The organism is Actinoplanes sp. G11-F43 (assembly GCF_050589265.1).
In the GTDB taxonomy this organism is placed as follows: domain Bacteria; phylum Actinomycetota; class Actinomycetes; order Mycobacteriales; family Micromonosporaceae; genus Actinoplanes.
The window spans coordinates 1-24,287 of sequence record NZ_JBNZCE010000032.1 but is presented as its reverse complement, the minus strand read 5'-3'; the positions used below and the strand labels follow the sequence as shown (position 1 = coordinate 24,287).

General features: G+C 70.8%; 26 protein-coding genes. 20 read left to right on the top strand and 6 right to left on the bottom strand.

Annotated features, from left to right (window positions below; translation table 11 throughout):
• Window position 1: 1 nt before the first annotated feature.
• Together ACQ0O7_RS33765 and ACQ0O7_RS33760 are read right to left on the bottom strand one after the other, a co-directional pair.
• Window positions 2–898 (bottom strand): AAA family ATPase, encoded by an 897-nt coding sequence (locus ACQ0O7_RS33765; protein ID WP_430788277.1) that lies wholly within the window; start codon window positions 896–898, stop codon window positions 2–4.
• Window positions 895–1,953 (bottom strand): RNA ligase, encoded by a 1,059-nt coding sequence (locus ACQ0O7_RS33760; protein WP_430788275.1) that lies wholly within the window; start codon window positions 1,951–1,953, stop codon window positions 895–897. Before ACQ0O7_RS33760 ends, ACQ0O7_RS33765 begins: the two co-directional genes overlap by 4 nt.
• Window positions 1,954–2,149: 196 nt before the next feature.
• On the opposite strand from ACQ0O7_RS33760, the gene rpmE reads away from it, so the two are divergent.
• The gene (gene rpmE / locus ACQ0O7_RS33755) at window positions 2,150–2,374 is read left to right on the top strand and encodes a 50S ribosomal protein L31 (protein ID WP_430788273.1); all 225 of its coding nucleotides are present in this window, start codon (window positions 2,150–2,152) and stop codon (window positions 2,372–2,374) included.
• An 82-nt stretch (window positions 2,375–2,456) separates the two neighbouring features.
• Window positions 2,457–3,545 (top strand): peptide chain release factor 1, encoded by a 1,089-nt coding sequence (gene prfA / locus ACQ0O7_RS33750; RefSeq protein ID WP_430788271.1) that lies wholly within the window; start codon window positions 2,457–2,459, stop codon window positions 3,543–3,545.
• A 19-nt stretch (window positions 3,546–3,564) separates the two neighbouring features.
• Here prfA and ACQ0O7_RS33745 read toward each other — a convergent pair whose 3' ends face one another.
• Window positions 3,565–4,929 carry a PQQ-binding-like beta-propeller repeat protein gene (locus ACQ0O7_RS33745; protein ID WP_430788269.1) on the bottom strand — a complete coding sequence of 455 codons (1,365 nt, stop codon included), beginning with the start codon at window positions 4,927–4,929 and terminating at the stop codon, window positions 3,565–3,567.
• Window positions 4,926–6,425, bottom strand: a complete 1,500-nt coding sequence (locus ACQ0O7_RS33740; protein WP_430788267.1) for a diguanylate cyclase domain-containing protein — start codon at window positions 6,423–6,425, stop codon at window positions 4,926–4,928. The genes ACQ0O7_RS33745 and ACQ0O7_RS33740 overlap by 4 nt, the downstream gene beginning before the upstream one ends.
• Before the next feature lie 111 nt (window positions 6,426–6,536).
• Between ACQ0O7_RS33740 and prmC the strand changes: the two genes are divergently transcribed.
• The 4 genes from prmC to ACQ0O7_RS33720 are packed head-to-tail and all read left to right on the top strand — an operon-like array spanning window position 6,537 to window position 9,632.
• Window positions 6,537–7,412, top strand: a complete 876-nt coding sequence (gene prmC, locus ACQ0O7_RS33735; protein WP_430788265.1) for a peptide chain release factor N(5)-glutamine methyltransferase — start codon at window positions 6,537–6,539, stop codon at window positions 7,410–7,412.
• A 36-nt stretch (window positions 7,413–7,448) separates the two neighbouring features.
• Complete coding sequence (locus ACQ0O7_RS33730) at window positions 7,449–8,093, top strand: L-threonylcarbamoyladenylate synthase (RefSeq protein WP_430788396.1); 645 nt, start codon at window positions 7,449–7,451, stop codon at window positions 8,091–8,093.
• 1 nt (window position 8,094) lies between these two features.
• Entirely contained in the window at window positions 8,095–8,688 is a 594-nt protein-coding gene (locus ACQ0O7_RS33725; RefSeq protein ID WP_430788394.1) for a phosphotyrosine protein phosphatase, read from the top strand.
• Window positions 8,685–9,632, top strand: a complete 948-nt coding sequence (locus ACQ0O7_RS33720) for an L-threonylcarbamoyladenylate synthase (RefSeq protein WP_430788263.1) — start codon at window positions 8,685–8,687, stop codon at window positions 9,630–9,632. Before ACQ0O7_RS33725 ends, ACQ0O7_RS33720 begins: the two co-directional genes overlap by 4 nt.
• Here the strand turns inward: ACQ0O7_RS33720 and ACQ0O7_RS33715 are convergent.
• Window positions 9,615–11,111, bottom strand: a complete 1,497-nt coding sequence (locus tag ACQ0O7_RS33715) for an SDR family oxidoreductase (RefSeq protein WP_430788261.1) — start codon at window positions 11,109–11,111, stop codon at window positions 9,615–9,617. The genes ACQ0O7_RS33720 and ACQ0O7_RS33715 overlap by 18 nt on opposite strands.
• Window positions 11,112–11,233: 122 nt before the next feature.
• On the opposite strand from ACQ0O7_RS33715, the gene glyA reads away from it, so the two are divergent.
• The gene (gene glyA / locus ACQ0O7_RS33710) at window positions 11,234–12,529 is read left to right on the top strand and encodes a serine hydroxymethyltransferase (protein ID WP_430788259.1); all 1,296 of its coding nucleotides are present in this window, start codon (window positions 11,234–11,236) and stop codon (window positions 12,527–12,529) included.
• On the opposite strand, the gene ACQ0O7_RS33705 is transcribed toward glyA, so the two are convergent.
• Window positions 12,516–13,532, bottom strand: a complete 1,017-nt coding sequence (locus ACQ0O7_RS33705) for a TerC/Alx family metal homeostasis membrane protein (RefSeq protein WP_430788257.1) — start codon at window positions 13,530–13,532, stop codon at window positions 12,516–12,518. The two genes, glyA and ACQ0O7_RS33705, sit on opposite strands and share 14 nt — an antisense overlap.
• 296 nt (window positions 13,533–13,828) lie before the next feature.
• Here ACQ0O7_RS33705 and ACQ0O7_RS33700 point away from each other — a divergent pair, with 296 nt between their 5' ends.
• From ACQ0O7_RS33700 to ACQ0O7_RS33640, 13 genes are all read left to right on the top strand, one after another.
• Entirely contained in the window at window positions 13,829–14,263 is a 435-nt protein-coding gene (locus tag ACQ0O7_RS33700) for a hypothetical protein (RefSeq protein WP_430788255.1), read from the top strand.
• 175 nt (window positions 14,264–14,438) lie between these two features.
• Window positions 14,439–14,657: an AtpZ/AtpI family protein gene (locus ACQ0O7_RS33695; protein WP_430788253.1), complete on the top strand. Its 219-nt coding sequence runs from the start codon at window positions 14,439–14,441 to the stop codon at window positions 14,655–14,657.
• A 27-nt stretch (window positions 14,658–14,684) separates the two neighbouring features.
• Window positions 14,685–15,485 (top strand): F0F1 ATP synthase subunit A, encoded by an 801-nt coding sequence (gene atpB, locus ACQ0O7_RS33690; RefSeq protein WP_430788251.1) that lies wholly within the window; start codon window positions 14,685–14,687, stop codon window positions 15,483–15,485.
• Window positions 15,486–15,591: 106 nt separating this feature from the next.
• Window positions 15,592–15,798 carry an ATP synthase F0 subunit C gene (atpE, locus tag ACQ0O7_RS33685; RefSeq protein ID WP_430788249.1) on the top strand — a complete coding sequence of 69 codons (207 nt, stop codon included), beginning with the start codon at window positions 15,592–15,594 and terminating at the stop codon, window positions 15,796–15,798.
• A 40-nt stretch (window positions 15,799–15,838) separates the two neighbouring features.
• Window positions 15,839–16,372 (top strand): F0F1 ATP synthase subunit B, encoded by a 534-nt coding sequence (locus tag ACQ0O7_RS33680; protein WP_430788247.1) that lies wholly within the window; start codon window positions 15,839–15,841, stop codon window positions 16,370–16,372.
• Window positions 16,372–17,196, top strand: a complete 825-nt coding sequence (locus tag ACQ0O7_RS33675; protein WP_430788245.1) for a F0F1 ATP synthase subunit delta — start codon at window positions 16,372–16,374, stop codon at window positions 17,194–17,196. The genes ACQ0O7_RS33680 and ACQ0O7_RS33675 overlap by 1 nt, the downstream gene beginning before the upstream one ends.
• Before the next feature lie 76 nt (window positions 17,197–17,272).
• Window positions 17,273–18,820: a F0F1 ATP synthase subunit alpha gene (gene atpA / locus ACQ0O7_RS33670; RefSeq protein ID WP_430788243.1), complete on the top strand. Its 1,548-nt coding sequence runs from the start codon at window positions 17,273–17,275 to the stop codon at window positions 18,818–18,820.
• A gap of 2 nt (window positions 18,821–18,822) precedes the next feature.
• Window positions 18,823–19,755, top strand: a complete 933-nt coding sequence (locus ACQ0O7_RS33665; protein ID WP_430788241.1) for a F0F1 ATP synthase subunit gamma — start codon at window positions 18,823–18,825, stop codon at window positions 19,753–19,755.
• A complete protein-coding gene (gene atpD / locus ACQ0O7_RS33660; RefSeq protein ID WP_430788239.1) occupies window positions 19,755–21,197 on the top strand; it encodes a F0F1 ATP synthase subunit beta in 1,443 nt (480 codons plus the stop codon). Before ACQ0O7_RS33665 ends, atpD begins: the two co-directional genes overlap by 1 nt.
• A 219-nt stretch (window positions 21,198–21,416) precedes the next feature.
• Window positions 21,417–22,475, top strand: a complete 1,059-nt coding sequence (locus tag ACQ0O7_RS33655) for an LCP family protein (protein WP_430788392.1) — start codon at window positions 21,417–21,419, stop codon at window positions 22,473–22,475.
• Window positions 22,476–22,555: 80 nt separating this feature from the next.
• Window positions 22,556–22,837, top strand: coding sequence for a F0F1 ATP synthase subunit epsilon (locus ACQ0O7_RS33650; RefSeq protein ID WP_430788237.1), 282 nt, complete (start codon window positions 22,556–22,558; stop codon window positions 22,835–22,837).
• Between the two features lie 8 nt (window positions 22,838–22,845).
• Window positions 22,846–23,313 (top strand): DUF2550 domain-containing protein, encoded by a 468-nt coding sequence (locus tag ACQ0O7_RS33645; RefSeq protein ID WP_430788235.1) that lies wholly within the window; start codon window positions 22,846–22,848, stop codon window positions 23,311–23,313.
• A gap of 136 nt (window positions 23,314–23,449) precedes the next feature.
• Window positions 23,450–24,265, top strand: coding sequence for a PhzF family phenazine biosynthesis protein (locus tag ACQ0O7_RS33640; protein ID WP_430788233.1), 816 nt, complete (start codon window positions 23,450–23,452; stop codon window positions 24,263–24,265).
• Window positions 24,266–24,287 lie beyond the last annotated feature (22 nt).

Genomic DNA, 24,287 nt, shown 5'->3' with positions numbered 1-24,287 from the left:
CCTAGAAATCTCCCTCCGCCACCTGAAAGACCGTCAGGCCGAGCTGCCGCCACATGCGTACCACCTGCTGACGGTCGTCGAACACCCCGACGATCCGCCAACGATCTCTGACCTCCTGGTCGAAGATCTCCCGCTTGACGATCGAGTCCTTGCGGCTGTCACCCTCCGGGCGCATGAACAGACCTTCGTACGGCACACCGACGAACAGCTCCAGCCACGCCTCGGTCTCCGCCCGGCACACCGCGTCCCGGCCGGAGCAGAAGACGATCGCGTGCCCGGCGGCGTGCATCGCCCGCACCGCGGTGATCACCGCCGGGTTCGGCTCGTCCTCACCCACCCGATTCCAGGCGTACGGGCTGCGATGGCCCATCAGCGCCACCGTCCCGTCGATGTCGACGAGCACCGCGGCCGGCAGCTCCGGGTCGGGCCGGTAGACCACACCCGGACCGCCCGGGTCGACGAACGGCACCGGCAGCGGCAGGTTCCGGCCGGCCAGATAGCGGTCGTGCATGCGGCGGATCGCGCCCTCGCCGACCTGATCCTCCTCGGGCCGGCCGGCGTCGCGCCGCACACACTCGTCCACCGGGACGTCGGTGAAGTCGTGCACCTCGAACGACGCGTGGTGCCGCGCCGCCATCTCGGCCCACTCCCGCACCGTCTTGGCGCGCAGGTTGGTGTCGTCGACGATGACACTGCCCCGGGACCGCAGCAGCGCCTCGACCGCCGCCCGCTGGGCCTGGGTGACCTGCGCCTCGGCGTGCTGGGTGAAGAGCCGGCGGCCGTGCAGCATGCGCCGCAGGTCGTCGCGGTTGACCCGGACCACGTCCGGCTGGAGCTTGCGCGCGAACGTGGTCTTGCCGGACGCCGGCAGGCCCCGGGTGATCAGTAGCCGTGTCACTTCGTCTCTGCTTCCTTGACGGCCGGCCGCACGCGCTGCCACAGGCCGGGACGGTAGTCCCTGCCGTCGAGACGCAGGAACAACTCGGCCCGGTACGCGGTACGCAGCGCCTCGGCCGCGAACTCCTTGCGGCCCCAGCCCTCGGGCAGTGCCGCGACGATCTTCTCGAAGGTGGACTCGACGGCTGCCGCCAGCTCCTCCACCTCGCCGGTCAGCCCGGTGGCGACACCGGTGACCCAGGTGTGGAACTCGTCCGGGAGCGGCTCGACGAGCGCCCCCAGATCGCCGCCGACGGCCAGGATCTCCCAGACGGTACGCGGGGTGAGACCCGTGACCAGGCGGTGCAGCCGTACATAATCGGCGTATTTGATCTTGACCCTCTGGTCGGCCTCGGTGAAGTGCACCACCAGGCCCTCACGCCCGTCCCGCGGTGGCGCGGCGAGCGCCTCGGCCAGCGTCGCGTAACCGAAGGTCTGCACCACCGGCCCCGGCCAGTCCGGCACCGCGGACGGCCCGTGACTGCGGCCGGTCGCGATCTCCACCGCGCCGAGCAGGATCAGATCGTCCATGCCCCGGTAGTCGATGACGATCCGGTTGTCCGGGTAGACGATCTCGACGAGCACGGTCAACCCCGGCGGCGGCACGAACGACGGGTACCGCTCGCGGAGCACCGCGGTGGCGTGCCGTGCCTGGTCGGACGCGAAGGAGCCCCGGGTGGCCACCGCCCAGCCGGTGCCGTCGTGGTAGAGCACACCCAGGCTGCCGTCGGCCTTGTCGGTCACCGTCACCGTGGCGTCCGGGTCGAGCCGGGGCGCCTGACTCTGGTCGTGGTTGAAGAACTTCGGGAACGGCCGCGCGGCGATCCGCCCCCGCCCGTCCACCACCAGACCGCGGCAGGCCAGCGTGACCGGCGTCCACGCGCCGCTGAACTGGCAGGCCTCGGTGTAGTTGTAGATCACGAACGGCAGTGTGGGGTGGCACTGCGTCCGGACGAGTCCGCTGTCGATCGCTTCGGCCAGCCGGGCCGGATCGAGGACGTCGTGGAGCAGCGTCATCACGGTGCCTTTCAGGAGTGGGAATGCCGGGAGGGACGCTCACGTTAACCAGGGCGAACCCAGTTGCGCCTCCTGATTTCCAGCTGTAGTGGGGGGCATGGCAGACTGGTACATCGGCCAGTAGGGGTTCCGGTTCACGCCTTTCCAGCAGGAGGGCGACCCGGCGGCCCGTTGTATCGAGAGGGACCGAGAAGACATGAAGAGCGGCATCCACCCCGAGTACGCGACCACCGAGGTCGTCTGCTCCTGCGGCAGCACCTTCACCACCCGCAGCACCGCCAAGGGCGGCGAGATCCGCGTCGAGACCTGCAGCGCCTGCCACCCGTTCTACACCGGCAAGCAGCGCGTCCTCGACACCGCGGGCCGGGTTGCGAAGTTCCAGGCGAAGTACGCGAAGGTCACCGCCGCGAAGAAGAAGTAACTGCTTCAACGGCGCCCGTCCCGGTTCTCGGGGCGGGCGCCGTTCGCATGTCGGTCCGCCGGTCACTTCTTGGGAGAGTTCGATGAGCAACGACCGTTTGAACACGCTTCTCGCCGAGTACGTGGACCTGGAGAGGCGGATGGAGGACCCGTCCATCCACTCCGACCAGGCGCTGGTCCGGCGGGTCGGCCGGCGGTTCGCCGAGCTGGCGCCGATCTACGCGGCCAACCAGGAGCTGGAGGCGGCCCGCGCCGACCTGGCCGCCGCCAAGGAACTGGCCGCCGAGGACTCCAGCTTCGCCTCCGAGGTCGACGCGGTCGCCGCGACACTGCCCGCGCTGGAGGAACGGCTCGGCGAGATGCTGATGCCGCGCGACCCCAGCGACGCCAAGGACGTGATCATCGAGATCAAGGCGGGCGAGGGTGGCCAGGAGTCCGCGCTGTTCGCCGGCGACCTGCTGCGCATGTACACCCGGTACGCCGAGAAGCGCGGCTGGGTGGTCGAGGTGATCGACTCGCAGGAGTCGGACCTCGGCGGGGTCAAGGACATCTCGGTCGCCGTCAAGACCAAGGGCGTGCCCGAGGGCGGCCACGGCGTCTGGTCCCGGATGAAGTGGGAGGGTGGCGTGCACCGGGTGCAGCGGGTGCCGGTCACCGAATCCCAGGGCCGCATCCACACCTCGGCGGCCGGCGTGCTGGTGCTGCCCGAGGCGGAGGACGTCGACATCGACATCCAGGCCGGTGACCTGCGGATCGACGTCTACCGCTCGTCCGGCCCGGGTGGCCAGTCGGTCAACACCACCGACTCCGCGGTCCGGATCACCCACCTGCCCACCGGCACCGTGGCGAGCTGCCAGAACGAGAAGAGCCAGCTCCAGAACAAGGAGGCGGCGATGCGGATCCTGCGCTCCCGGCTGCTGGCCCAGGCCCAGGAGGCGGCCGACGCCGCGGCCGGGGACGCCCGCAAGGCCCAGGTCCGGACGGTGGACCGGTCGGAGCGGGTACGCACCTACAACTTCCCGCAGAACCGGATCACCGACCACCGGATCGGCTACACCGCGTACAACCTGGATCTGGTCCTCGGCGGTGAGCTGGACGGGGTGCTGGACGCGCTGGCCGCGGCGGACCGGGAGGCCCGGCTCTCCGGCGACACCGAGATGACCCGGCGCTGATCAGGGCCTGATCAGGCTCTCAGGCGATCCGGTAGACCACCAGCCGGTCGGTTCCCTGGCACGCCAGGATCCGGCCGGCTCCGGAACACCGGAGGTCGCCGCCCTGCCCGATCGTGCCGAGCAGGATCGACCGGCCGGTCCGCAGATCGAGCCAGGTCAACACCGAGCGGGTGAACTCCACCGGCATCGGCAGCCGCAGCAGCGCGAACCCCTCGCTGAAATCCCAGGACACCAGCCAGCCCCGGGCCGGGGCGCCCCGGACCTGCCCGGTGGCCGCCTCCCGTAGCACCGTGCTGCTGTCCCGCAACCGGGAGCTGTCCAGCAGCACGTCGTCGCCCGGCAGCATCCCGTGGGCGGGCTGGCCGTCGCTGCCCCACCGCGGCTTGCCGGTCCACGGGTCCACCGTCTGGTAGCCGCTCTCCGAGGTGAGACAGACCAGCGGACCGCAGTCCTGCACCCAGACGTAGCCCGCCGCGTCGAGCGACCAGAGCCGCTCCAGCGTGTCGATCCGGTAGGCGGTGGCCGTCCCGGTGCCCCCGGCTGCACCGCTGTTCCGGATCTCCAGCAGCAGGCCCGAGGTGGTGGACAGCGAACTGCCGTCACCGGTCTCCGGTGACCCCTCGACCCAGGGCAGGGTCCGCTCCAGCAGCAGCGTGCCGGTGTCGAAGTCGAGCAGGGTGATGTCGCCGGTCCCGGTGGCGACGACGACCCGGGCCGGCCGGGTGCCCTCGAACTGCACCTGCGTGTTCGTCCCGGCGCCGGAAGGCACCGCCCGCTCCCAGACCACGGTCCCCTCCCGGGCCCGGACCATCCGGATCCGTTCCGGTGAGCTGGACTCCCCGATCTCGGCCAGCAGAACCGTGTCCGGCCCGGAGGCCAGCGAGAACCCGCCGGGGTGCTGCCACAGCGTCGCGCCGGTGGCCGTGTCGACGGCGGTCATCGTGCCGCCGAAACGCGTCAGACCCTGGCCGCCCTCCGGGAAGTCCACCAGTGCGGTCCGCTGGTCACCGGGCACCAGCGTCACCCCGGCCGCCTTGCTCGTCTCCAGCCCGCCGAGCTCCTCGCCGACCTGGCGGTTCCAGTGGAGCGTCCCGGTCGCCGCGTCGTGCACGGACAACTCCGCCCGCTCATCGAAGACCCGGTGCAGGAGGACCCGGTCCCCGACGACGGACGCCATGTCGGACTGGGCGAACGGCATCGACCACAGCTCACGGATCTGTGGCCGGCCCGGCCGGGCCGAAGCGCCGAGCGCCACCACGCACAGCACCGCGAGACCGGCCAGCACCAGCCGCCGGACCGTGCCGTGCCGGAACTCGGCAGGACGCTCCGGGTCGTTGGCCGGGCCGTCGCTGAGGTCGCCGAGTTCGATCACCGGCGTCGTCATACGGTGGGTTTCCGGCTGGCCGCGGCGGCGGCCAGCGCCGCGCTCAGCCCCCGGCCGTTCGAACCCACCTCGGACCAGCCCGACGCCACCCCGATCGGGGTGCCCGGCACCAGGGCCTGCCAGTTCTCGGCGTGTGCGGCCGCCCCGATCCGGCGGGACACCTCGGCCGCCTGGTGCGGGCCGGCACCCGGCAACACCAGCACGAACTCGTCACCGGCGAACCGGGCCACGAAGTCACCGCGGCGCATCACCCGGTGCAGCACCCCGGCGATCCGCTGCAGCACCAGGTCACCGGAATGCCGCCCGTGCCGCATGTTGATCGTGGTGAAGCCGACCACGTCACAGATGCCGACCGCGGCCCGCTCACCCCGGGACAGCAGCGAATCCACATAGCGCTCCAGCTGCCGCCGGTTCGGCAGGCCGGTCAGCGGGTCGGTCAGGGTCTCGTCACCGTACCGGCCCGGATCCCGGTGGGTCTCCTGGGCGTCCAGCCGGGCCGCCACCCCGTCCAGATAACCGTCCCGGAGCTGGTCGATGCGCAGGGCGGCGAGCCGGAAGGCGTACCGGTCGGCGGCGTGCGCGGCCGCGTGGTCACCCGCGCTGGAGTGGCAGATGCTGCGCAGCCGGGCCGCCTCCGGAGCGCCGAGCGTCTCCGCCGACACCGGCACCGCCTCCAGCATGGCCAGCGCCTGCTGCGGGCGGCCGGCCGCGATGGCCAGGCACACCGAGCCGAGATGCCGCAGGTCCCGGGTGCGGGCGCTGTCCCCGCCACCGGTCAGCCAGCGGGCCGCGTCGGAGGCGGTCGACTCGCCCAGCGCGGCCCGGCGGGCCAGGGCGTAGCCGTACACCGTGCGGCTGCCCGGCCGCAGCTGGTCGGTGGCGACGTAGCGGGACAGCTCGGCGTCGATGTCGCGCAGCACCCGCAGACAGCCGTCGGTGTCGCCCTGATGGTCCAGCGCGACCGCGTTGCGCAACCGGATGCCCGGCGCCGCGAAGACCTCCGGGGGCAGGCCGGCCGCCGCGCCCACCTCGCGGGCCTGCTCGATGGCGATCAGGGCCTGACCGTGGAAGCCGAGGTACGAGTAGGCCATGGCCAGGTCGTGCCAGCCCCAGGCGGTGTCGGTGTCCCGCTCCGGCACCGCGGCCAGCGCCCGGGACGCCTGCACCAGGTGGGTGACCCCGCGGTCCAGGTTGCTCTGCAGGTGCGCGCCGAGGGCGGCGAAGGCGTGCATCTGGCCGCGCAGGTAGGGATCGGGCACCTCGCGGACGGCCTCCGCGGCGGCGGCCATCGCGGCCGCCAGCTCGGCCACCCGGCCCAGGTTGATCAGCGCGCCGAAGCGCTGCACCAGCACGTACGCCCGGGTCGCCGGGTCGGTTGCGGAGTCCAGCACGTCGTCGAGGATCGGCAGCGCCGCCGCCGACTTCCCGTGCTGCAGGAGGTGGCCGGCACGGCGCAGCTCATCGACGTGTTCCGCGAGCTGGTCCAACCAACTCACCAGGCGCCTCCCAGACCTCGGGGCATCGCTCTCGCGCATCCGTGGAACGGGCCCATCCGAGGAATGTGGCCCGCCGACGACTCCACGCACGCGAGGTCTCATGATTATGCCGTGACACCGCGACACGAACACCCCCGCGAGGACACGGATCGGACCCGCTTGGCGCCCGAGTTGGCAGCGGCCACCGTCGATCTCGGCGCGGCCGGGGTCGCGTCGCCCCGTGTCGACGCCGAACTATTGGCCGCTCATGTGCTGGGTGTGCCGCGCGGACGGCTCCTGCTGATCGACACGATCCGGTCCGCCGAGCTGTCCCGGTTCCGGGATCTGGTCGCCCGGCGGGTCCGCCGGATCCCGTTGCAGCATCTGCTCGGCACCGCCGCGTTCCGCTATGTGGAACTCGCGGTCGGCGACGGGGTCTTCACCCCGCGCCCGGAGACCGAGCTGCTCGCCGGCTGGGGGATCGAGCGGACCGGGCCGGGCGCGGTGGTGGTCGACCTCTGCAGCGGCAGCGGCGCCATCGCGGTGTCGGTCGCCGACGAGACGAGGGCCGGGCGGGTGATCGCCGTCGAGCGGTCGCCGGCCGCGCTGACCTGGCTGCGCCGCAACACCGCCGGGCACCCGGTGGTCGAGGTGGTGGCCGGGGACGTGACCGATCCGGGGCTGCTGCCCGATCTGCGTGGCGCGGTGGACGTGCTGCTGTGCAATCCGCCGTACGTGCCGGACGGCACCGAGGTCCCGCCGGAGGTGTCCGGGCACGATCCGGCCGAGGCGGTCTTCGGCGGCGGCGACGGCCTGGTGGTGATCCGGCCGGTCATCGAGCTGGCCGCCCACCTGCTCAAACCGGGCGGATCGTTAGGAATCGAACACGATGACGTGCATGGTACGGCCGTTCCCGGCCTGCTGCGGGCGGACGGCCGGTTCGACGAGGTGACCGCGCACGACGATCTCACCGGCCGTCCGCGATTCGCGACAGCCCGCCGCCGGTGAGACACCGTTGAGTCGCATGGCACACTGCATCACGTGATGCTCTACGACTGCGCCACCGTCACGGACCGGGACCGTGGCGTCGCCGCCGCTGTCGAGGCGGCCAAGAGCGGCGAGCTCGTGGTCTTCCCCACCGACACGGTCTACGGCGTGGGCGCCGACGCGTTCACCTCGCACGCCGTCACCCAGCTGCACCACGCCCGCGGCTCGGACCGCCGGGTGCCGCCGCCGGTGCTGGTCGGCTCCCGGCACACGCTGGACGGGCTGACCTACTCGCTGCCGCGGGCCGCCCGGGAGCTGGCCGACGCGTTCTGGCCCGGCGCGCTGACCATCATCGTCGAGCACTCGCCCAGCCTGACCTGGGATCTCGGCGACACCGGGGGAGCGGTCGCGGTCCGGATGCCGCTGCACCCGGTCGCCCTGGAGGTGCTGCGCGAGGTCGGCCCGATGGCCGTCACCACCGCCAACAAACTCGGCTCACCCGCCCCGCTGACCGCCGACGAGGCCCGCGACCAGCTGGAGTACGCGGTGCGCGTCTACCTGGAGGCCGGCCCGGCCCTGGACCCGGCTCCGAGCACGATCGTGGACGTCACCGGTGACGTGCCGCGGGTGCTGCGGGCCGGTGCGATCCCCCTCGAGAAGCTTCGCGACGTGGTTCCGGACATCATCGATGGGCAGGACTGATTTGGCACCGTTCACCGTTCTGCACGTCTGCATGGGCAACATCTGCCGATCCCCGATGGCCGAGCGCCTGCTGGCGCGCGCCGTCCGGGACCGGGCCGGTGGCGCCGACGACGGCCTGCTGCGCAGTGTCAGCGCCGGCACCGGCGGCTGGCACGAGGGCGAGGAGATGAACCCGCCGGCCGCCCGGCTGGTCCGCGCCCGCCGGGGCACCGACGAGGGGTTCCTCGCCCGCAAGCTGCGTGGTGACTTCATCGACGAGGCCGATCTGATCCTCACCGCCACCGCCGATCAGTACGACTACGTGGTCGCGCTCCGCCCGGACGCCGCCGCCCGCACCTTCGTGCTCGGCGAGTTCGGCCGGCTGCTCGGCGGGGTGGACCAGTCCGCGCTGCCGCCGGCCGAGCCGAAACCGGAGGCCCTGCGCGCCCGGGGCGCCGCGATCGTCGAGGCGGTGGCCGCGCTGCGAGGCTCGGACGCCCCGCAGCCCGGCGACGACCTGGACGATCCGTGGGGCCGGGGCGACCAGACGTTCCAGCGGGTGGCCGACGAGATCGAGGACACCACGATGCCGCTCGCCGCGTCGCTGCTTCCGTGAGCGCCGGGAAGATCGCGCTGCCGGATCCGGAGGGCCTGCGCCGGGCGGCGGAGATCCTGCGGGCCGGCTCGGTGGTGGCCTTCCCCACCGAGACCGTCTACGGGCTGGGCGCCGACGCCTTCTCCGAGGAGGCGGTCGGCGCGATCTACCGGCTGAAGAACCGGCCCACCTGGAACCCGCTGATCGTGCACGTGGCCGATGCGGAGGCGGCGCGGGATCTGGCGCACGAGTGGCCGGACCTCGCCGTCGATCTCGCCGAGGTCTTCTGGCCCGGCCCGCTCACCCTGGTCGTGCGCCGGGCCCCGCACCTGCCCGGGATCGGGGCCGCCAACGACACCGTGGCGGTCCGGGTGCCGGCCCACCCGGTCGCCCTCGACCTGTTGCGGGCCGCCGGCCTGCCGCTCGCCGCGCCCAGCGCGAACCGGTCCGAGGGCATCTCGCCGACCACCGCCGAGCACGTGCTGCGCAGCCTGCCGAAGGTGCCGCTGGTGCTGGACGGCGGCGCGTGCCCGTGGGGCATCGAGTCGACGGTCCTCGACGTGACCGGTGACGTGCCGCGGCTGCTGCGGCCGGGCGCGCTCGGCCTGCGGGTGCTGCGGGACGTCACCGGCCGGATCGCCCTGCCCGAGGCGGAGACCGCGGACGGTGCGGCCCGTGACTCGCCGGGGATGAGCCGGCGGCACTACGCCCCCCGCGCCCGGACCCTGCTCCGCACCGACGTCCGCGACGTCGAGGGCCTGGCCGGGCCGGTCGGCACCCTGACGTACGAGGGCAGCGACGGCACCGAGGTCCTCTCCGCCGACCCCCGGGAGTACGCCGCCGACCTGTACGCCGCCCTGCACCGCCTGGACGACGCCGGGTACGCCACCATCGTCATCCAGGAACCGCCGGGCACCGAGGACTGGCTGGCCGTCCGGGACCGGCTGTCACGCGCCGCCGCCTGACGCCCCGGCCGGCACCGGTCGCTCGCCGTCCGAGGTCTCCGCGGTCCGGGTGATGTTGCGGGCCATCCCGTTGAAGACGATGCCGTGGAAGGGCAGCACCGACGCCCAGTAGAGGTGCCCGGCCAGCCCGCGGGGCAGGAAGATCGCCCGCTGCCGGTAGACGCTGCCGCCCTCCGGGGTGGCCTCGGCCCGCATCTCCAGCCAGGCCCGCCCGGGCACCCGCATCTCGGCGCGCAGCCGCAGCAGCTCGCCGGGCTCGATCTCCTCGACCCGCCACCAGTCCAGGGCCTCGCCGACCCGCAGCCGGTCCCGGTCCCGTCGGCCGCGGCGCAGCCCGACCCCGCCGGCCAGCCGGTCCAGCCAGCCGCGCACCGACCAGGCCAGCGGGAACGAGTACCAGCCGTTCTCCCCGCCGACCCCCTCGATGACCCGCCACAGCCGCTCCGGTGGGGCGCTCACCGGGCGGGACCGCTCGTCCACGTAGATGCTGCCGCCGGACCAGTCCGGGTCGCTGGGCAGCGGCTCGGCGGCGGCGTCCCGGCCCGCGGCACTGGTCCAGCGGGTCTCCACGTCGGCGTCGCGGATCTTGCCGAGGGCCAGGCGCACCGACTCGTCGAAGCCCAGCGGCGCCGGGCCGCCGAGCAGTTCGGCCAGGTCGTTCTCGTGCGCCACCGCCTCGTGGATCAGGCTGCCGACCAGGGGGCGGGCGATGCTGTTGGGCACCGGCGTGATCAGGCCGACCCAGTGCGCCGACAGCCACGGGCTGAGCAGGCGGACCGGCACGATGATCCGGCGGGGGAGCCCGGCCACCCGGGCGTACCGCTGCATCATCTCGGCGTAGGTGAGCACGTCCGCACCGCCGATGTCGAAACCGCGGCTCACCTCGGGCCGCAGCGTCGCCGCGCCGATCAGGTAGCGCAGCACGTCCCGGACCGCGATCGGCTGGATCCGGTTGCTCACCCAGCGGGGCGTGACCATGGCCGGCAGGCGCTCGGTCAGGTAGCGCAGCATCTCGAAGGACGCCGAGCCGGATCCGATGATCACCGGGGCCCGCAGCACCGCCGTCGGCACCCCGCTGTCCAGCAGGATCCGGCCCACCTCGGCCCGGGAACGCAGGTGCGCCGACGGCTTGTCGTCCGGGTCCGGTTCCGGACCGCCCAGGTAGACGATCCGGCCCACGCCGGCGTCCCGGGCCGCCGCCGCGAAGACGGTCGCCGCCTCCCGGTCCCGGGCCTCGAAGTCGGGCCGGCCCAGCGAGTGGATCAGGAAGTAGGCGACGTCGACCCCGGCCATCGCCCGGCGCAGGGCGTCCGGGTCGAACAGATCGCCCTCGACCACCTCCACCCGGCCGGACCAGGGCACGTCACGCAGCCGGCCGGCGCTGCGGGAGAGACAGCGGACATCGTGGCCGGCGTCCAGCAGCCGGGGCGCCAGGCGCCCTCCGATATAGCCGGTCGCGCCGGTGACGAGGCAGAGCATGGTGTGGAGTCCCTCCTGTATCGGGAGACCGAAGTTGTCCCGTACCTGAGACTGTGCCCGCCGGGCGGGTGGGCGAAGCCATATGCTCACTTCCGGCACATTCCTCGATCGCGGGAGGCCAGGTGGAGGGCACCTTCTGGGGCCCGGATTTCGCCGCGCTGGAGCGTGACGACCCGGAGATCGCGGCGGTGCTGCTCGGCGAGTTGGCCAGGCAGCGGGTCACCCTGAACCTGGTCGCCAGCGAGAGCCCCACCTCACCGGCGGTGCTGGCCGCGCTCGGCTCGACACTCGCCAACAAATACGCCGAGGGCTATCCGGGCCAGCGCTACTACGGCGGCTGCGAGCAGGTGGACCGGGCCGAGGAACTGGCCGTCCAGCGGGCCCGGGAGCTGTTCGGCGCCGACCACGCCAACGTCCAGCCGCACTCCGGCGCCTCGGCGAACCTGGCGGCGTACGCGGCCCTGGCCGAGCCCGGCGACCCGGTGCTGGCGATGGGGCTGCCGCACGGCGGGCACCTGACCCACGGCAGCCGGGCCAACTTCTCCGGCCGGTGGTTCCACCCGATCGCCTACCACGTGGACCCGGACACCGAGGAGATCGACTACGACGAGGTACGCGAACTATCCCTCGCGCACCAGCCGAAACTGATCATCTGCGGGGCGATGTCGTACCCCCGGCTGATCGACTTCGCCCGGTTCCGCCGGATCGCCGACGAGGTCGGCGCCTATCTGATGGTCGACGCGGCGCACTTCATCGGGCTGGTGGCCGGGCGGGCGGTGCCGTCCCCGGTGCCGTACGCCGACGTGGTCACCTCGACCACCCACAAGGCCCTGCGCGGCCCGCGCGGCGGTCTGATCCTGTGCCGCTCGGAGCTGGCCCAGCGGATCGACAAGGCGGTGTTCCCGTTCGCCCAGGGCGGCCCGATGATGCACGCGGTGGCGGCGAAGGCGGTGGCCTTCCGGGAGGCGTCCCGGCCGGCTTTCCGGGCCTACGCCGAGCAGGTCGTCCGGAACGCCCGGGAGCTGGTGGCCGCGCTGGCCGAGGAGGGGATGCGACCGGTCGCCGGTGGCACCGACACCCACCTGGCGGTGCTGGACCTGAGGGCGCTGGGGGTCAGCGGGCGCGACGCCGAGCAGCGCTGCGAGCGGGCCGGGATCTCGGTCAACCGCAACGTCGTCCCGTACGACCCGGTCCGGCCCGCCATCGCCTCCGGGATCCGGATCGGCACACCCGCCGTCACCACTCAGGGGATGGCCGAACCGGAGATGCGCCGGATCGCCCTGCTGCTGGCCACGGCGGTCCGCGCCGACCCGGGGACCCCGGCCGGCGCGGACGCCCTGACCGGGGTCCGGGACTCGGTGCGGGAGCTGGCCGGGGAGTTCCCGGCCTACCTCCCGGAGCTGGTCACGACCCGGTAGCGGCGGTCTCGGCGGCCCGGCGCTCGTCGCGCCGGTTGGCCGCCAGGCTGGTGAAGGTCACGGTGGCCAGGGTGAGCACGATGACGGCCAGCGACAGCGGGGTCGGGATGACCGGCAGCCAGGTCCACACGTCGTGCGCCCAGTGCAGCACCAGCTTGACGCCGATGAAGGCCAGGATCACGCCGAGGCCGTAGTCCAGGTGCCGCAGCTGGCTCAGGGCGTTGCGCAGCACGAAGTAGAGCGCCCGCAGGCCGAGCAGGGCGAAGACGTTGGTGGCGAAGACGATGTACGGGTCACTGGTCACGCCGTACACCGCGGGCACCGAGTCGACGGCGAACACGATGTCGGTCATGAAGACGGCGACCACCACCAGCGCCATCGGGGTGAGGGTCAGCTTGCCGGCCTGGCGGATGGTCAGCTTGGAGCCGTGGTACTTGTTCGTCACCGGCATCAGCCGGCGCAGGATCTTGACGCTGCGCATGTCGTCGATGTCGACGGCCTTCTCCTCGTCCGAGGCCGCCTCCCGGATCACCTTGATCGCGGTGAGCAGCAGGACGCCGCCGAAGAGCAGGAAGGCCCAGGTGCCGGAGCTGATCACGGCGGCGCCGGCGGCGATGAAGATGGCCCGCAGCACCAGTGCGCCGACGATGCCGAAGAGCAGGACCCGCTGCGCGAGCTCCTTGGGTACGGCGAAGGCCGTCAGCAACAGCATGAAGACGAAGAGGTTGTCGACCGAGAGCGACTTCTCCACGATCCAGCCGGTGAAGAACTCGATCGACGGGGTGGATCCGTAGAGCGGCCAGATGATCAGGCCGAAGACCACCGGCAGAGCCAGGTAGAAGACGGTCCAGCCGACCGCCTCCTTCATCGGCACGTCGTGTGGCCGGCGCGTGATGAAGAAGTCGAGAGCGAGCAGGACCACCAGCAGGACCAGCGTCACCGTCCAGAGCATCGGTGAGCCGATGGACTGGATCGGGGCGGCCAACAGGGTTTCAGATCGCATGGCGGGTTCCTCCTCGAACGCATGCGTCATCGTTCGAGGTCTTCCTCACCCGCCGGCTGAACCGGTGAGCGCCCGTCCGAGGGTCCTATGGAGGACCCGTACTGACCGGAGCGGACTATCGAGGTACTCCCCCCGCCGAGAACGATACGGCGGTTTCCGCGCGGTGCCGAATCGGGGTTGGTCACAGCTCCCGGACCGGTGATTCCCTCAGGTCGTGCCGCGGGGGACCGAACACCCCCGAAGGTATCTTCGGTGCGGGTCCCGTCCGGCCGGGCGGAACCCGACGAGGAGGCGAGATGAGTACGGCGACCCACGAGCCGCACCCGCTGGCCGCCCGGCTGCGTCATCTCCCGACGCCGCTCGCGGTCTCCGGTGTGGTGCTCGTCCTGGCGTCGATCGCCGGGTGGGTGGTGGACGGCGGGTTCGGCGCGATCGGGGCCGCGGTGGGGGTGCTCATCGCCGCCGGCGGGTACGCGATGTCCGCGATCACCGTCGCGTGGGCCGACTGGATCAGTCCGAAACTCGTCCTCACGGTCGGGCTGGCGTGTTATGTGTTCAAGATCTCTCTGCTCGGCCTGGCTCTGCTCGGTGTGCTCCGGCAGGACTGGCCCGGTGGCCGGATGATGGCGATCGGGATGGCGGTGGCCATCGTCGCCTGGGTCGCGGCCCAGACCTGGTGGACGGCGCGGGACCCGATCCCGGCGGTGCCACCCCGTCCGGTGGACGGTTAGGCGCCCGGGTCGTCCGGTTTCCGCGCGTCGTCCCGCGAGTTTGCCGACTAGGAGTATTTTGGGCCTACCCGGCCCCGGCTGACGACATGGAGCGGCCGGTCGGCACCGCACGACGTCCAGTTGTGTGGGGGGTCAGTCATGGCTGCCTGCCAGCAGCTGATATCTTGCTCCCGTCATGGCCGGTGACCCGAAACCTGAACCCCCGAAGCCCCCAGAGGGGGCTGATGCGGGCTGGGCCGCCCTCGGTTACCTGCTAGGCGGGATGATCGTCTGGGGCGGCGTCGGATGGCTTGTCGATCGCTGGCTGGATCTTCCCCATGTCGGGCTGCTTGTCGGGTTGATCGGCGGTGGCACCGCCGGGGTGTACCTGATCGTGAAGAGGCTGGGAGCCTGAATCGGCCCGAGCGACGGAGGATGCAAGTTGAACCAATCGCCGCACGTGCTCGCCGCGGAGTTTCCGCCCGGGGTGGAGAGCTTCGAGTTCGGCAGCTTGATCCCGGGCCTCGCAGGCACCATGTGGGAGACCGCGTTCACCAAGGTCACCCTGCTGGTCTGGCTGAGCGTCGCCATCCTGATCGTGCTGTTCGTGTCCGCATACCGTAAGCCGCAGCTGGTCCCGACCAAGGGTCAGTGGATGGCGGAGAGCGTCTACGGACTCGTCCGGGACGGCATCGCCAAGGACATCATCGGGCCGCAGGGTGCGCGCTTCGCGCCGTACCTGACGACGATGTTCGTCTTCATCCTGCTCAACAACTTCTGGGGGATCTTCCCCTTCGCCCAGATCTCCCCGAACTCGCACATCGCTTTCCCGATTGTTCTAGCACTGTTCACCTACGTGCTCTACATCGCGGTCGGCGTGAAGAAGAAGGGTGTGGGCACCTATATCAAGGACAGCATCTGGGTTTCCGGCGCCCCGCTCTGGGTGCAGCCGATCCTGGTGCCGATCGAGCTCTTCCAGGTCATCCTGCTCCGCCCGGCCACGCTGGCGATTCGTCTCTTCGCCAACATGTTCGCCGGCCACATGATCCTGCTGGTCTTCACCCTCGGTGGTGTCGCCCTGTGGGAGAGCGCCAACATCGGCCTCAAGGTCGTGGCGTTCGGCAGCTGGGGCATGGCGATCGTGATGACCCTGTTCGAGCTCTTCATCCTGATCCTGCAGGCGTACGTGTTCACGCTGCTGACCGCGACCTACCTGCAGAGCTCCGTCTCCTCGGAGCACTGAGTCAATCCGGCGACCAGCCGGGCGCACCACCCGCTCGACACAACTGAATACCTGTCTCACCTACACGTGCGCGTGACAGTCACGCGTTCATTGCAGGAGGAACGCAATGGAAGGCTCCCTGAACGTCATCGGCTACGGCATCGCCGCGCTGGGCCCCGGCATCGGTGTCGGCCTGGTGTTCGCCGCCTACATTCAGGCGACTGCCCGTCAGCCGGAGTCCGCTGGGCTGACCCGGGTCTACATGTTCATGGGCTTCGCCGTGATCGAGGCCCTCGCGCTGCTCGGTCTGGTCCTCGCGTTCGCCCTTTCGTGACGGACCCGACCGAACCGGTCGGCGGTGAAGGGAAGTAGTCATGTTGGTATCTGCGGAAGGAAGTGGCGGCGCGAGCCTGCTGCTGCCGCCGCTTGCTGAGATCATCGTCGGCGTCCTCGCGTTCGGCGTGATCCTGTTCATCCTCACCAAGTTCGTCTTCCCGCGCATGGAGCAGATGTACCAGGCGCGCGTCGATGCGATCGAGGGTGGCATCAAGCGGGCCGAGGCCGCTCAGGCCGAGGCGAACGAGCTGCTCGAGCAGTACAAGACGCAGCTCGCCGAGGCGCGTACCGAGGCCGCTCGCATCCGCGACGAGGCCCGGGCCGACGCCGAGGGCATCCGGCAGGACGTCCTGGCCAAGGCTCGCGAGGAGTCGGACCGCATCATCGCGGCCGGCACCGAGCAGCTGGCCGCCCAGCGTGAAGCCATCGTCCGGGAGCTCCGGTCCGAGGTCGGCACGCTCGCGGTGGACCTGGCCAGCAAGATCGTCGGCGAGGCTCTCGCTGACGAGGCCCGCACCCGTGGCACCGTCGAGCGGTTCATCGCCGACCTCGACACGGCGGGACAGCGCTGATGACGTCGCCGAGCGTAAGCCGTGAGGCCTACGGCGAGGCGTCGGACCGGCTGGCCGCCGAGACCGCGTCGATCACGGCACCGCAGCTGGTGACGGTAGCCGACGAGATCCTGTCGGTGGCCGGCCTGCTGCGGTCCGATCTGCGCCTGCGCCGGGCACTGGCCGATCCGTCCCGTCCCGGTTCCGACCGTGGCGAGCTGATCAAGTCGCTGCTGACCGGCAAGCTGTCCAAGGCCACCGTCGACACGGTGAGCACCCTGGTGGCCGGCCGGTTCGCCCGTCCGTCGCTGCTGCTGGACGCCGCCGAGCACCTCGGTGTCGACGCGCTCCTCATGTCGGCCGAGCGGGACGGCAAGCTGGCCGAGGTCGAGGACGAACTGTTCCGGTTCGGCCAGATCGTCGCCGGTGACTCCCACCTGGCCTCCGCGCTGGGCGACGCCAACGCCTCGCTCAAGAACCGGGTTAAGCTGGTGGATGACTTGCTGGAGGGCAAGGCCCATGTGGTCACCGTCCGGCTCGTCGAGGTGGCGCTGACCGGGTTCGGTGGCCGTGGCTTCGAGGCTTCGCTGACCCGGCTGGTCGAGGCGACCGCCGCGAAGCGGGACCGCGAGGTGGCGTATGTGACGGTGGCCAAGCCGCTCACCGACGCCGAGGAGCAGTCCCTGGTCACGAAGCTGTCCGCCATCTACGGCCGCGAGGTGTCGGTGAAGGTGGACGTTCAGCCCACCGTTCTCGGCGGCGCGAGCGTCCGGGTCGGTTCGGATCTCTACGACGGCACGGTTCTGCGCAAGCTGAACGCGGCCAAGCAGGCGTTCGCCAAATAGCTTTTTCCCCTCGATTCCTGATCGAGAAGCCCCCTCGGCGGCGGTGACGTCCCGAGCTAGACAGAGAAGGCAGAGGATGGCCGAGCTGACCATCTCCTCGGACGAGATCCGGGGGGCGCTAGAGCGCTACGTCTCGTCCGCTACGACCGACCTCACCCGTGAAGAGGTCGGCATCGTCTCCGACGCGGGCGACGGCATCGCACACGTCGAGGGTCTCCCCTCGGTGATGGCGAACGAGCTGCTCGAGTTCGCCGACGGCACCCTGGGTGTCGCGTCGAACCTCGACGTCCGTGAGATCGGCGCCGTGATCCTGGGCGACTACGCGAACATCGAGGAGGGCCAGCCGGTCAAGCGCACCGGCCGCGTCCTCTCGGTCCCGGTGGGCGACGCCTTCCTGGGCCGCGTGGTCGACGCCCTGGGCAAGCCGATCGACGGTCTCGGCGAGATCCCGAACGAAGGCTTCCGCGAGCTCGAGCTGCAGGCGCCGAACGTGATGGCGCGGCAGCCGGTGAAGCAGCCGCTGCAGACCGGCATCAAGGCGATCGACGCCATGACGCCGATCGGCCGTGGCCAGCGCCAGCTGATCATCGGCGACCGCAAGACCGGTAAGACCACGGTCGCGATCGACACGATCATCAACCAGAAGGCGAACTGGGAGACCGGCGACCCGGAGAAGCAGGTCCGCTGCATCTACGTGGCGATCGGCCAGAAGGCCTCCACCGTCGCGAGCATCCGGGGCACCCTGGAGGCGCAGGGCGCCCTGCAGTACACGACCATCGTGTCGGCGCCGGCGTCCGACCCGGCCGGCTTCAAGTACATCGCCCCGTACACCGGCTCGTCCATCGGACAGCACTGGATGTACAACGGCAAGCACGTCCTGATCGTCTTCGACGACCTGACGAAGCAGGCCGAGGCGTACCGCGCGGTGTCGCTGCTGCTGCGCCGCCCGCCGGGCCGTGAGGCGTACCCGGGCGACGTCTTCTACTTGCACTCCCGCCTGCTGGAGCGCTGCGCCAAGCTCTCCAACGAGCTGGGTGGCGGCTCGATGACCGGTCTGCCGATCATCGAGACCAAGGCCAACGACATCTCGGCCTTCATCCCGACCAACGTGATCTCGATCACCGATGGTCAGATCTTCCTCGAGACCGACCTGTTCGCCTCGGGTGTGCGTCCCGCCGTCAACGTCGGCACCTCGGTGTCCCGCGTGGGTGGTTCGGCGCAGGTCAAGGCGATGCGTACGGTCTCCGGCCGGCTCCGGCTCGACCTGGCCCAGTTCCGTGAGCTGGAGGCCTTCTCGGCCTTCGCCTCCGACCTGGACAAGGCGTCGCGTGCCCAGCTGGAGAAGGGCGTCCGCCTGGTCGAGCTGCTCAAGCAGCCGCAGTACTCGCCGTACTCGACGGTCGACCAGGTGATCGTGATCTGGGCCGGCACCACCGGCCAGCTCGACGACATCGCGGTCTCCGACGTGCGTCGTTTCGAGCAGGAGTTCCTGCAGTGGTTCAAGCACCACAAGAACGACGTGTACACCGCGATCGAGTCGACGAACCTGCTCAGCGACGACAACATCGAGAGCCTGAAGTCGGGCGTCGTCGAGTTCAAGAAGTCGTTCCAGGGCGGTAGCTAGGTATGGCCGCCGGTCAGGTATCGGCGCTACGGCGGCGCATTCGTACCGTCAAGTCGACCAAGAAGATCACCAAGGCGCAGGAACTGGTCGCCACCAGCCGGATCGCGAAGGCCCAGGAACGGGTCAACGCCTCCCGGCCGTACTCGCTGGCGATCACCAAGGTGCTCGGCGCTCTCGCGTCGAACGCCTCGGTCGACAACCCGCTGCTGGTCGCGCGTGAGCGTGTCCAGCGGGCGGGGGTCCTACTGATCACCAGTGACCGGGGCCTGGCCGGCGCCTACAACGCCAACGCGATCCGTACCGCCGAGCAGCTGATGACTCAGCTCAAGGCGGACGGCAAAGAGGTGGCGTTGTACGTCGTTGGCCGCAAGGGCCTCGGCTACTACACGTTCCGTAACCGGCCGGTGGCCGCGAGCTGGATCGGCTTCTCCGAGCGCCCGTCGTTCGCCGACGCCAAGCGCATCGGTGACGGGCTGATCGAGGGCTTCCAGGCCGGGTCGGCGACCGAGGGGACCTTCGGGCCCGAGGGCATCGCGGGTGTGGACGAGATCCACATCGTGAGCACCGAGTTCAAGTCCCTGATGACGCAGAGCGCCAACGCGAAGCCCCTCGCTCCGGTTCAGATCGAGGAGCAGCCGGAGGAGAACTCCGGGCCGCGTGCGTCGTACGAGTTCGAGCCGGAGGCCGAGGAACTCCTCGACGCGCTGCTGCCGAAGTACCTCAACACGCGGATCTACGCGGCGTTGCTGGACTCGGCGGCCAGTGAGTCGGCCTCGCGCCGGCGGGCGATGAAGAGCGCGTCGGACAATGCGGACGACCTGCTCAAGCGGTACACGCGCGAGATGAACTCCGCGCGGCAGGCTGCGATCACCCAGGAAATCAGTGAGATCGTCGGCGGCGCCAACGCGCTGGCCGCGGCGGGAAGTGATGTGTGATGACTGCTGTTGCTGAGCCCATTAAGGCGGAGACCGCTGTCGGCCGTGTCGTCCGGGTCATCGGCCCGGTCGTCGACGTCGAGTTTCCCCGTGACGCCATGCCCGCGATCTTCAACGCGCTGCACGTTGATGTCACCCTCTCCGAGGGCACCAAGACGCTGACCATGGAGGTCGCCCAGCACCTGGGTGGCAACCTGCTCCGCGCCATCTCGATGCAGCCGACCGACGGCCTGATCCGGGGCTCCGAGGTCACCGACACCGGCGCGCCGATCTCGGTGCCGGTCGGTGACGTGACCAAGGGCCACGTGTTCAACGCCCTCGGCGAGGTGCTCAACGTCGACCCGTCGACGCTGAACGTCACCGAGCGCTGGGCCATCCACCGCAAGCCCCCGGCGTTCGCGGACCTCGAGCCGAAGACCGAGATGCTGGAGACCGGCATCAAGGTGCTCGACCTGCTCGCGCCGTACGTGCGTGGTGGCAAGATCGGCCTGTTCGGCGGCGCCGGCGTGGGCAAGACGGTGCTCATCCAGGAGATGATCATCCGGGTGGCCCGTAACTTCGGCGGCACCTCGGTGTTCGCCGGTGTCGGCGAGCGCACCCGTGAGGGCAACGACCTCATCCTGGAGATGGACGAGGGTGGCGTTCTGGACAAGACCGCCCTGGTCTTCGGCCAGATGGACGAGCCGCCGGGCACCCGTCTCCGGGTCGCGCTGACCGCTCTGACCATGGCGGAGTACTTCCGGGACGTCCAGAACCAGGAGGTGCTGCTCTTCATCGACAACATCTTCCGGTTCACCCAGGCCGGTTCCGAGGTCTCCACCCTGCTCGGCCGGATGCCGTCGGCCGTGGGTTACCAGCCCACGCTGGCCGACGAGATGGGTGAGCTGCAGGAGCGGATCACCTCGGTCCGGGGCAAGGCGATCACCTCGCTCCAGGCGATCTACGTGCCCGCCGACGACTACACCGACCCGGCGCCGGCCACCACGTTCGCCCACCTGGACGCGACCACGAACCTCGAGCGGTCGATCTCCGACAAGGGCATCTACCCGGCCGTGGACCCGCTGGCCTCCAGCTCGCGGATCCTGGCGCCGGAGTTCGTCGGCGCCGAGCACTACGCGGTGGCCCGTGAGGTCCAGCGGATCCTCCAGAAGTACAAGGACCTGCAGGACATCATCGCCATCCTCGGCATGGACGAGCTCTCCGAGGAGGACAAGGTCACGGTGCAGCGGGCTCGCCGCATCGAGCGGTTCCTGTCGCAGAACACCTACGCGGCGGAGCAGTTCACCGGCGTCCCCGGCTCGACTGTCCCGCTGAAGGAGACCATCGAGGCGTTCAAGAAGATCGCCGAGGGTGAGTACGACAACTACCCGGAGCAGGCCTTCTTCATGTGCGGTGGCCTCGAGGACCTCGAGAAGAACGCGCACGAGCTGATGAAGGGCTGACCTCAGCCCTAGTGCACGAGAGCCGCGCCGGTGTCACACCGGCGCGGCTCTTGCGTATCGTCAGCCGTCACTGTGTGTGATGATGTAAGGGCTATTCTTCGCGAACTCGGGTAACCTGGACACGGCATTCGTCCGGCAGTGGGGATTCGAGTGACCAGGTCTCAGAAGCGACGCGCGCCCGTCTGGGCCCGGCTCTGCGCCGTCCTGGGCTGCGCGCTCATGGTCGGCAGCGGTGGCATCCTGGTCACCGGGCAGGCCCTCGTCGCCAGATACACCGGGTCCATCGAGGCGGGCAGCGGCAGCCTGATCGGCGACCCGGCGGCCGGCGCCTCCCGTGGCGACAGCGACATCCGCGGCCCGCTGAACATCCTGCTGGCCGGCATCGACCCGCGCGACGACACCCAGGCCCCGCGTTCCGACTCGATCATCGTGGCGCACGTGCCCGCCGGCATGGACCAGGCCTACCTCTTCTCCATCCCGCGCGATCTCTACGTGCGGATCCCGCCGTTCGCCCAGACCGGCTTCGCCGGCACCACCGCCAAGGTCAACTCCGCGATGTCGTACGGCAGCGAGATCGGTGACGGACGGCACGACGTCGCACAGGGCTTCCAGCTGCTGGCCCGCACGGTCAGCGGGGTCACCGGCATCCACACCTTCGACGCCGGCGCGATCATCAACTTCGGCGGCTTCAAGAAGATCGTCGAGGCGATGGGCGGCGTCACCATGACCATCGACCAGAACGTGCGCTCCGAGCACCTCCAGCCGAACGGCAAACCCCGGCCCAAGCGCCCCGAGTGCCTGAACGGGGGCTGCGACCACCCGTACACCGGCCCGCAGAAGGTCTACAAGGTGGGCACCCACCACCTGCGCGCCTGGGAGGCCCTGGACTACGTGCGGCAGCGCTACGGGCTGCCCAACGGCGACTACGACCGGCAGCGGCACCAGCAGCAGTTCATCAAAGCGATGGCGCAGCAGGCGATGAGCCGGGACGTGGTCACCGACCCCACCCGGCTGCTCGCCGTCCTCGACGCGGCCGGTGACTCGCTGACCTTCGACGGTGGCGGCGACAGCGTGCTGGACTGGGGGCTGGCCCTCAAGGGGATCAACACCGAGGACATGACGATGGTACGGCTGCCGGGCGGCGGGCTGTACGAGAACGGTCGATACCTGGGTGAGCAGCTGGATCCCTCGACCGGGGAGTTCTTCCAGGCGGTGCGGGAGGACCGGATCGCGGAGTTCCTGCTGGACCACCCGAATTACGTGTCCACCGCGAGCTGAGGCGGGCACCCCGTACCACGTCGGCGTTCGCCGCCGATTAGACTTCACCCGTTCGGTTCGCAGCGTCAAAGGGAGACAGCGTGGCCAACCAGCTGCACGTCGAGGTCGTCGCCGTCGAGGAGAAGATCTGGTCCGGAGAGGCCGAGATGCTCGTCGCGCGCACCACCGAGGGTGAGATCGGTGTCCTCCCCGGCCACGCGCCGCTGCTCGGTCTGCTCAAGGAGCCGTCCCAGGTCCGGGTCAAACTCGCCGGGGGCGACCAGCTGACCTACGACGTCGCCGGCGGTTTCCTCTCGATCGACGCGAACGGCGTGACCGTCCTCGCCGAGAGCGCGACGCCCGCTACCTCCGAGTCTCGCTGACACCGGCGATGCGGGTTCTGGAGATCGCCGGAATCTGCCTCGTCACGCTGCTCGCGTTTCTCTTCGTGCTCTTCTTCCGCCGCCGCCTGCTCAAGGTCGGCGGCGGAACCATTCGCCTCCAGGTGCGGATCAACACGATCGTCCCCGGCCGCGGCTGGTCGCCCGGCATCGGCCAGTTCATCGGCGACGAGCTGCGCTTCCACCGGATGTTCAGCCTGGCGATCCGGCCCAAGCGGGTCCTCGACCGGCGGGCGCTCATCGTGGAGGAGCGCCGGCTCCCGGCCGGCCCGGAGCGGCTCACCATGCCCGGCCACTGGGTGGTGCTGCGCTGCCGCACCGGCGCCACCGATCTGGAGATCGCGATGGCCGAGACCACGGTGACCGGTTTCCTGTCCTGGCTGGAGGCCGGCCCGCCCCGCGATCCGGGCAGTCTGCGCGGCCGCCCGGTGTTCGGCCCGCGCCCCGCCGAGGGCTGACGCCGCCCGTTCCAGGGGCCGCCGCCCGTTCCTGGGGCCGAGGGCTGACGCTTGCCGGCTCCGGCTCCGAGGTCTGACGCCGCCCGTTCCGGATTGGCTGTCGTGTCGCCGCGCCGGAGTTCGTAGCGTCGGTGACATGCGGATCAGAATCGTCGACGCCTTCACCGACCGCCCGTTCGCCGGCGCGCCCGCCGGGGTGGTGGTCCTGGACGGGGACGCGTTCCCCGCCGACGAGTGGATGCAGCGGCTCGCGGTCGAGGTCAACCACGCCGAGACGGCGTTCCTGCACCGCCTTCCGGCCGGTTCAGCGGCCGACTGGGCGCTGCGCTGGTTCACCCCGGGTGCGGAGGTGGCCCTGTGCGGGCACGCCACGCTCGCGGCCACCCACGTGCTGAGCCGGGCCGGGCTGATCGGCGGACGGGCCGGCTATCAGACGCTCAGCGGGGTGCTGACCGCCTCGGTCGACGGCGCCGGTCTGATCACGCTGGACTTCCCGACCGCGCCACTGAGCCCGGTCCAGCCCGATCCGGAGCTGGTGGCCGCCCTCGGGGTGCGCCCGCTGACCGTGCTGCACACCGGCCCGTTCACCGACGACCTGCTGTTCCAGGTGGCCGACGAGGCGACCGTCCGCGGGCTGCGCCCCGACCTGCGCGCGGTGGCCCGGCTGACCCGGCGCGGGGTGATCGTCACCGCGCCCGCGGCGGATCCGGGAGCCGGCTACGACTTCGTGTCCCGGTTCTTCGCCCCGGCGGTGGGCGTGGACGAGGACCCGGTGACCGGAAGCGCCCACACCGCGCTGACGCCGTTCTGGGCGGAGCGGCTGGAGCGTACCGAGATGGTGGGTTATCAGGCCTCCCGGCGCGGCGGCCACGTCCGGGTCGCGCTGCACGGCGACCGCACCCACCTGTCCGGCCACGCGGTCACCACGATCGACGGCGACCTGCTCGTCTAGGACCTCAGTTCGTGTGGTGGTT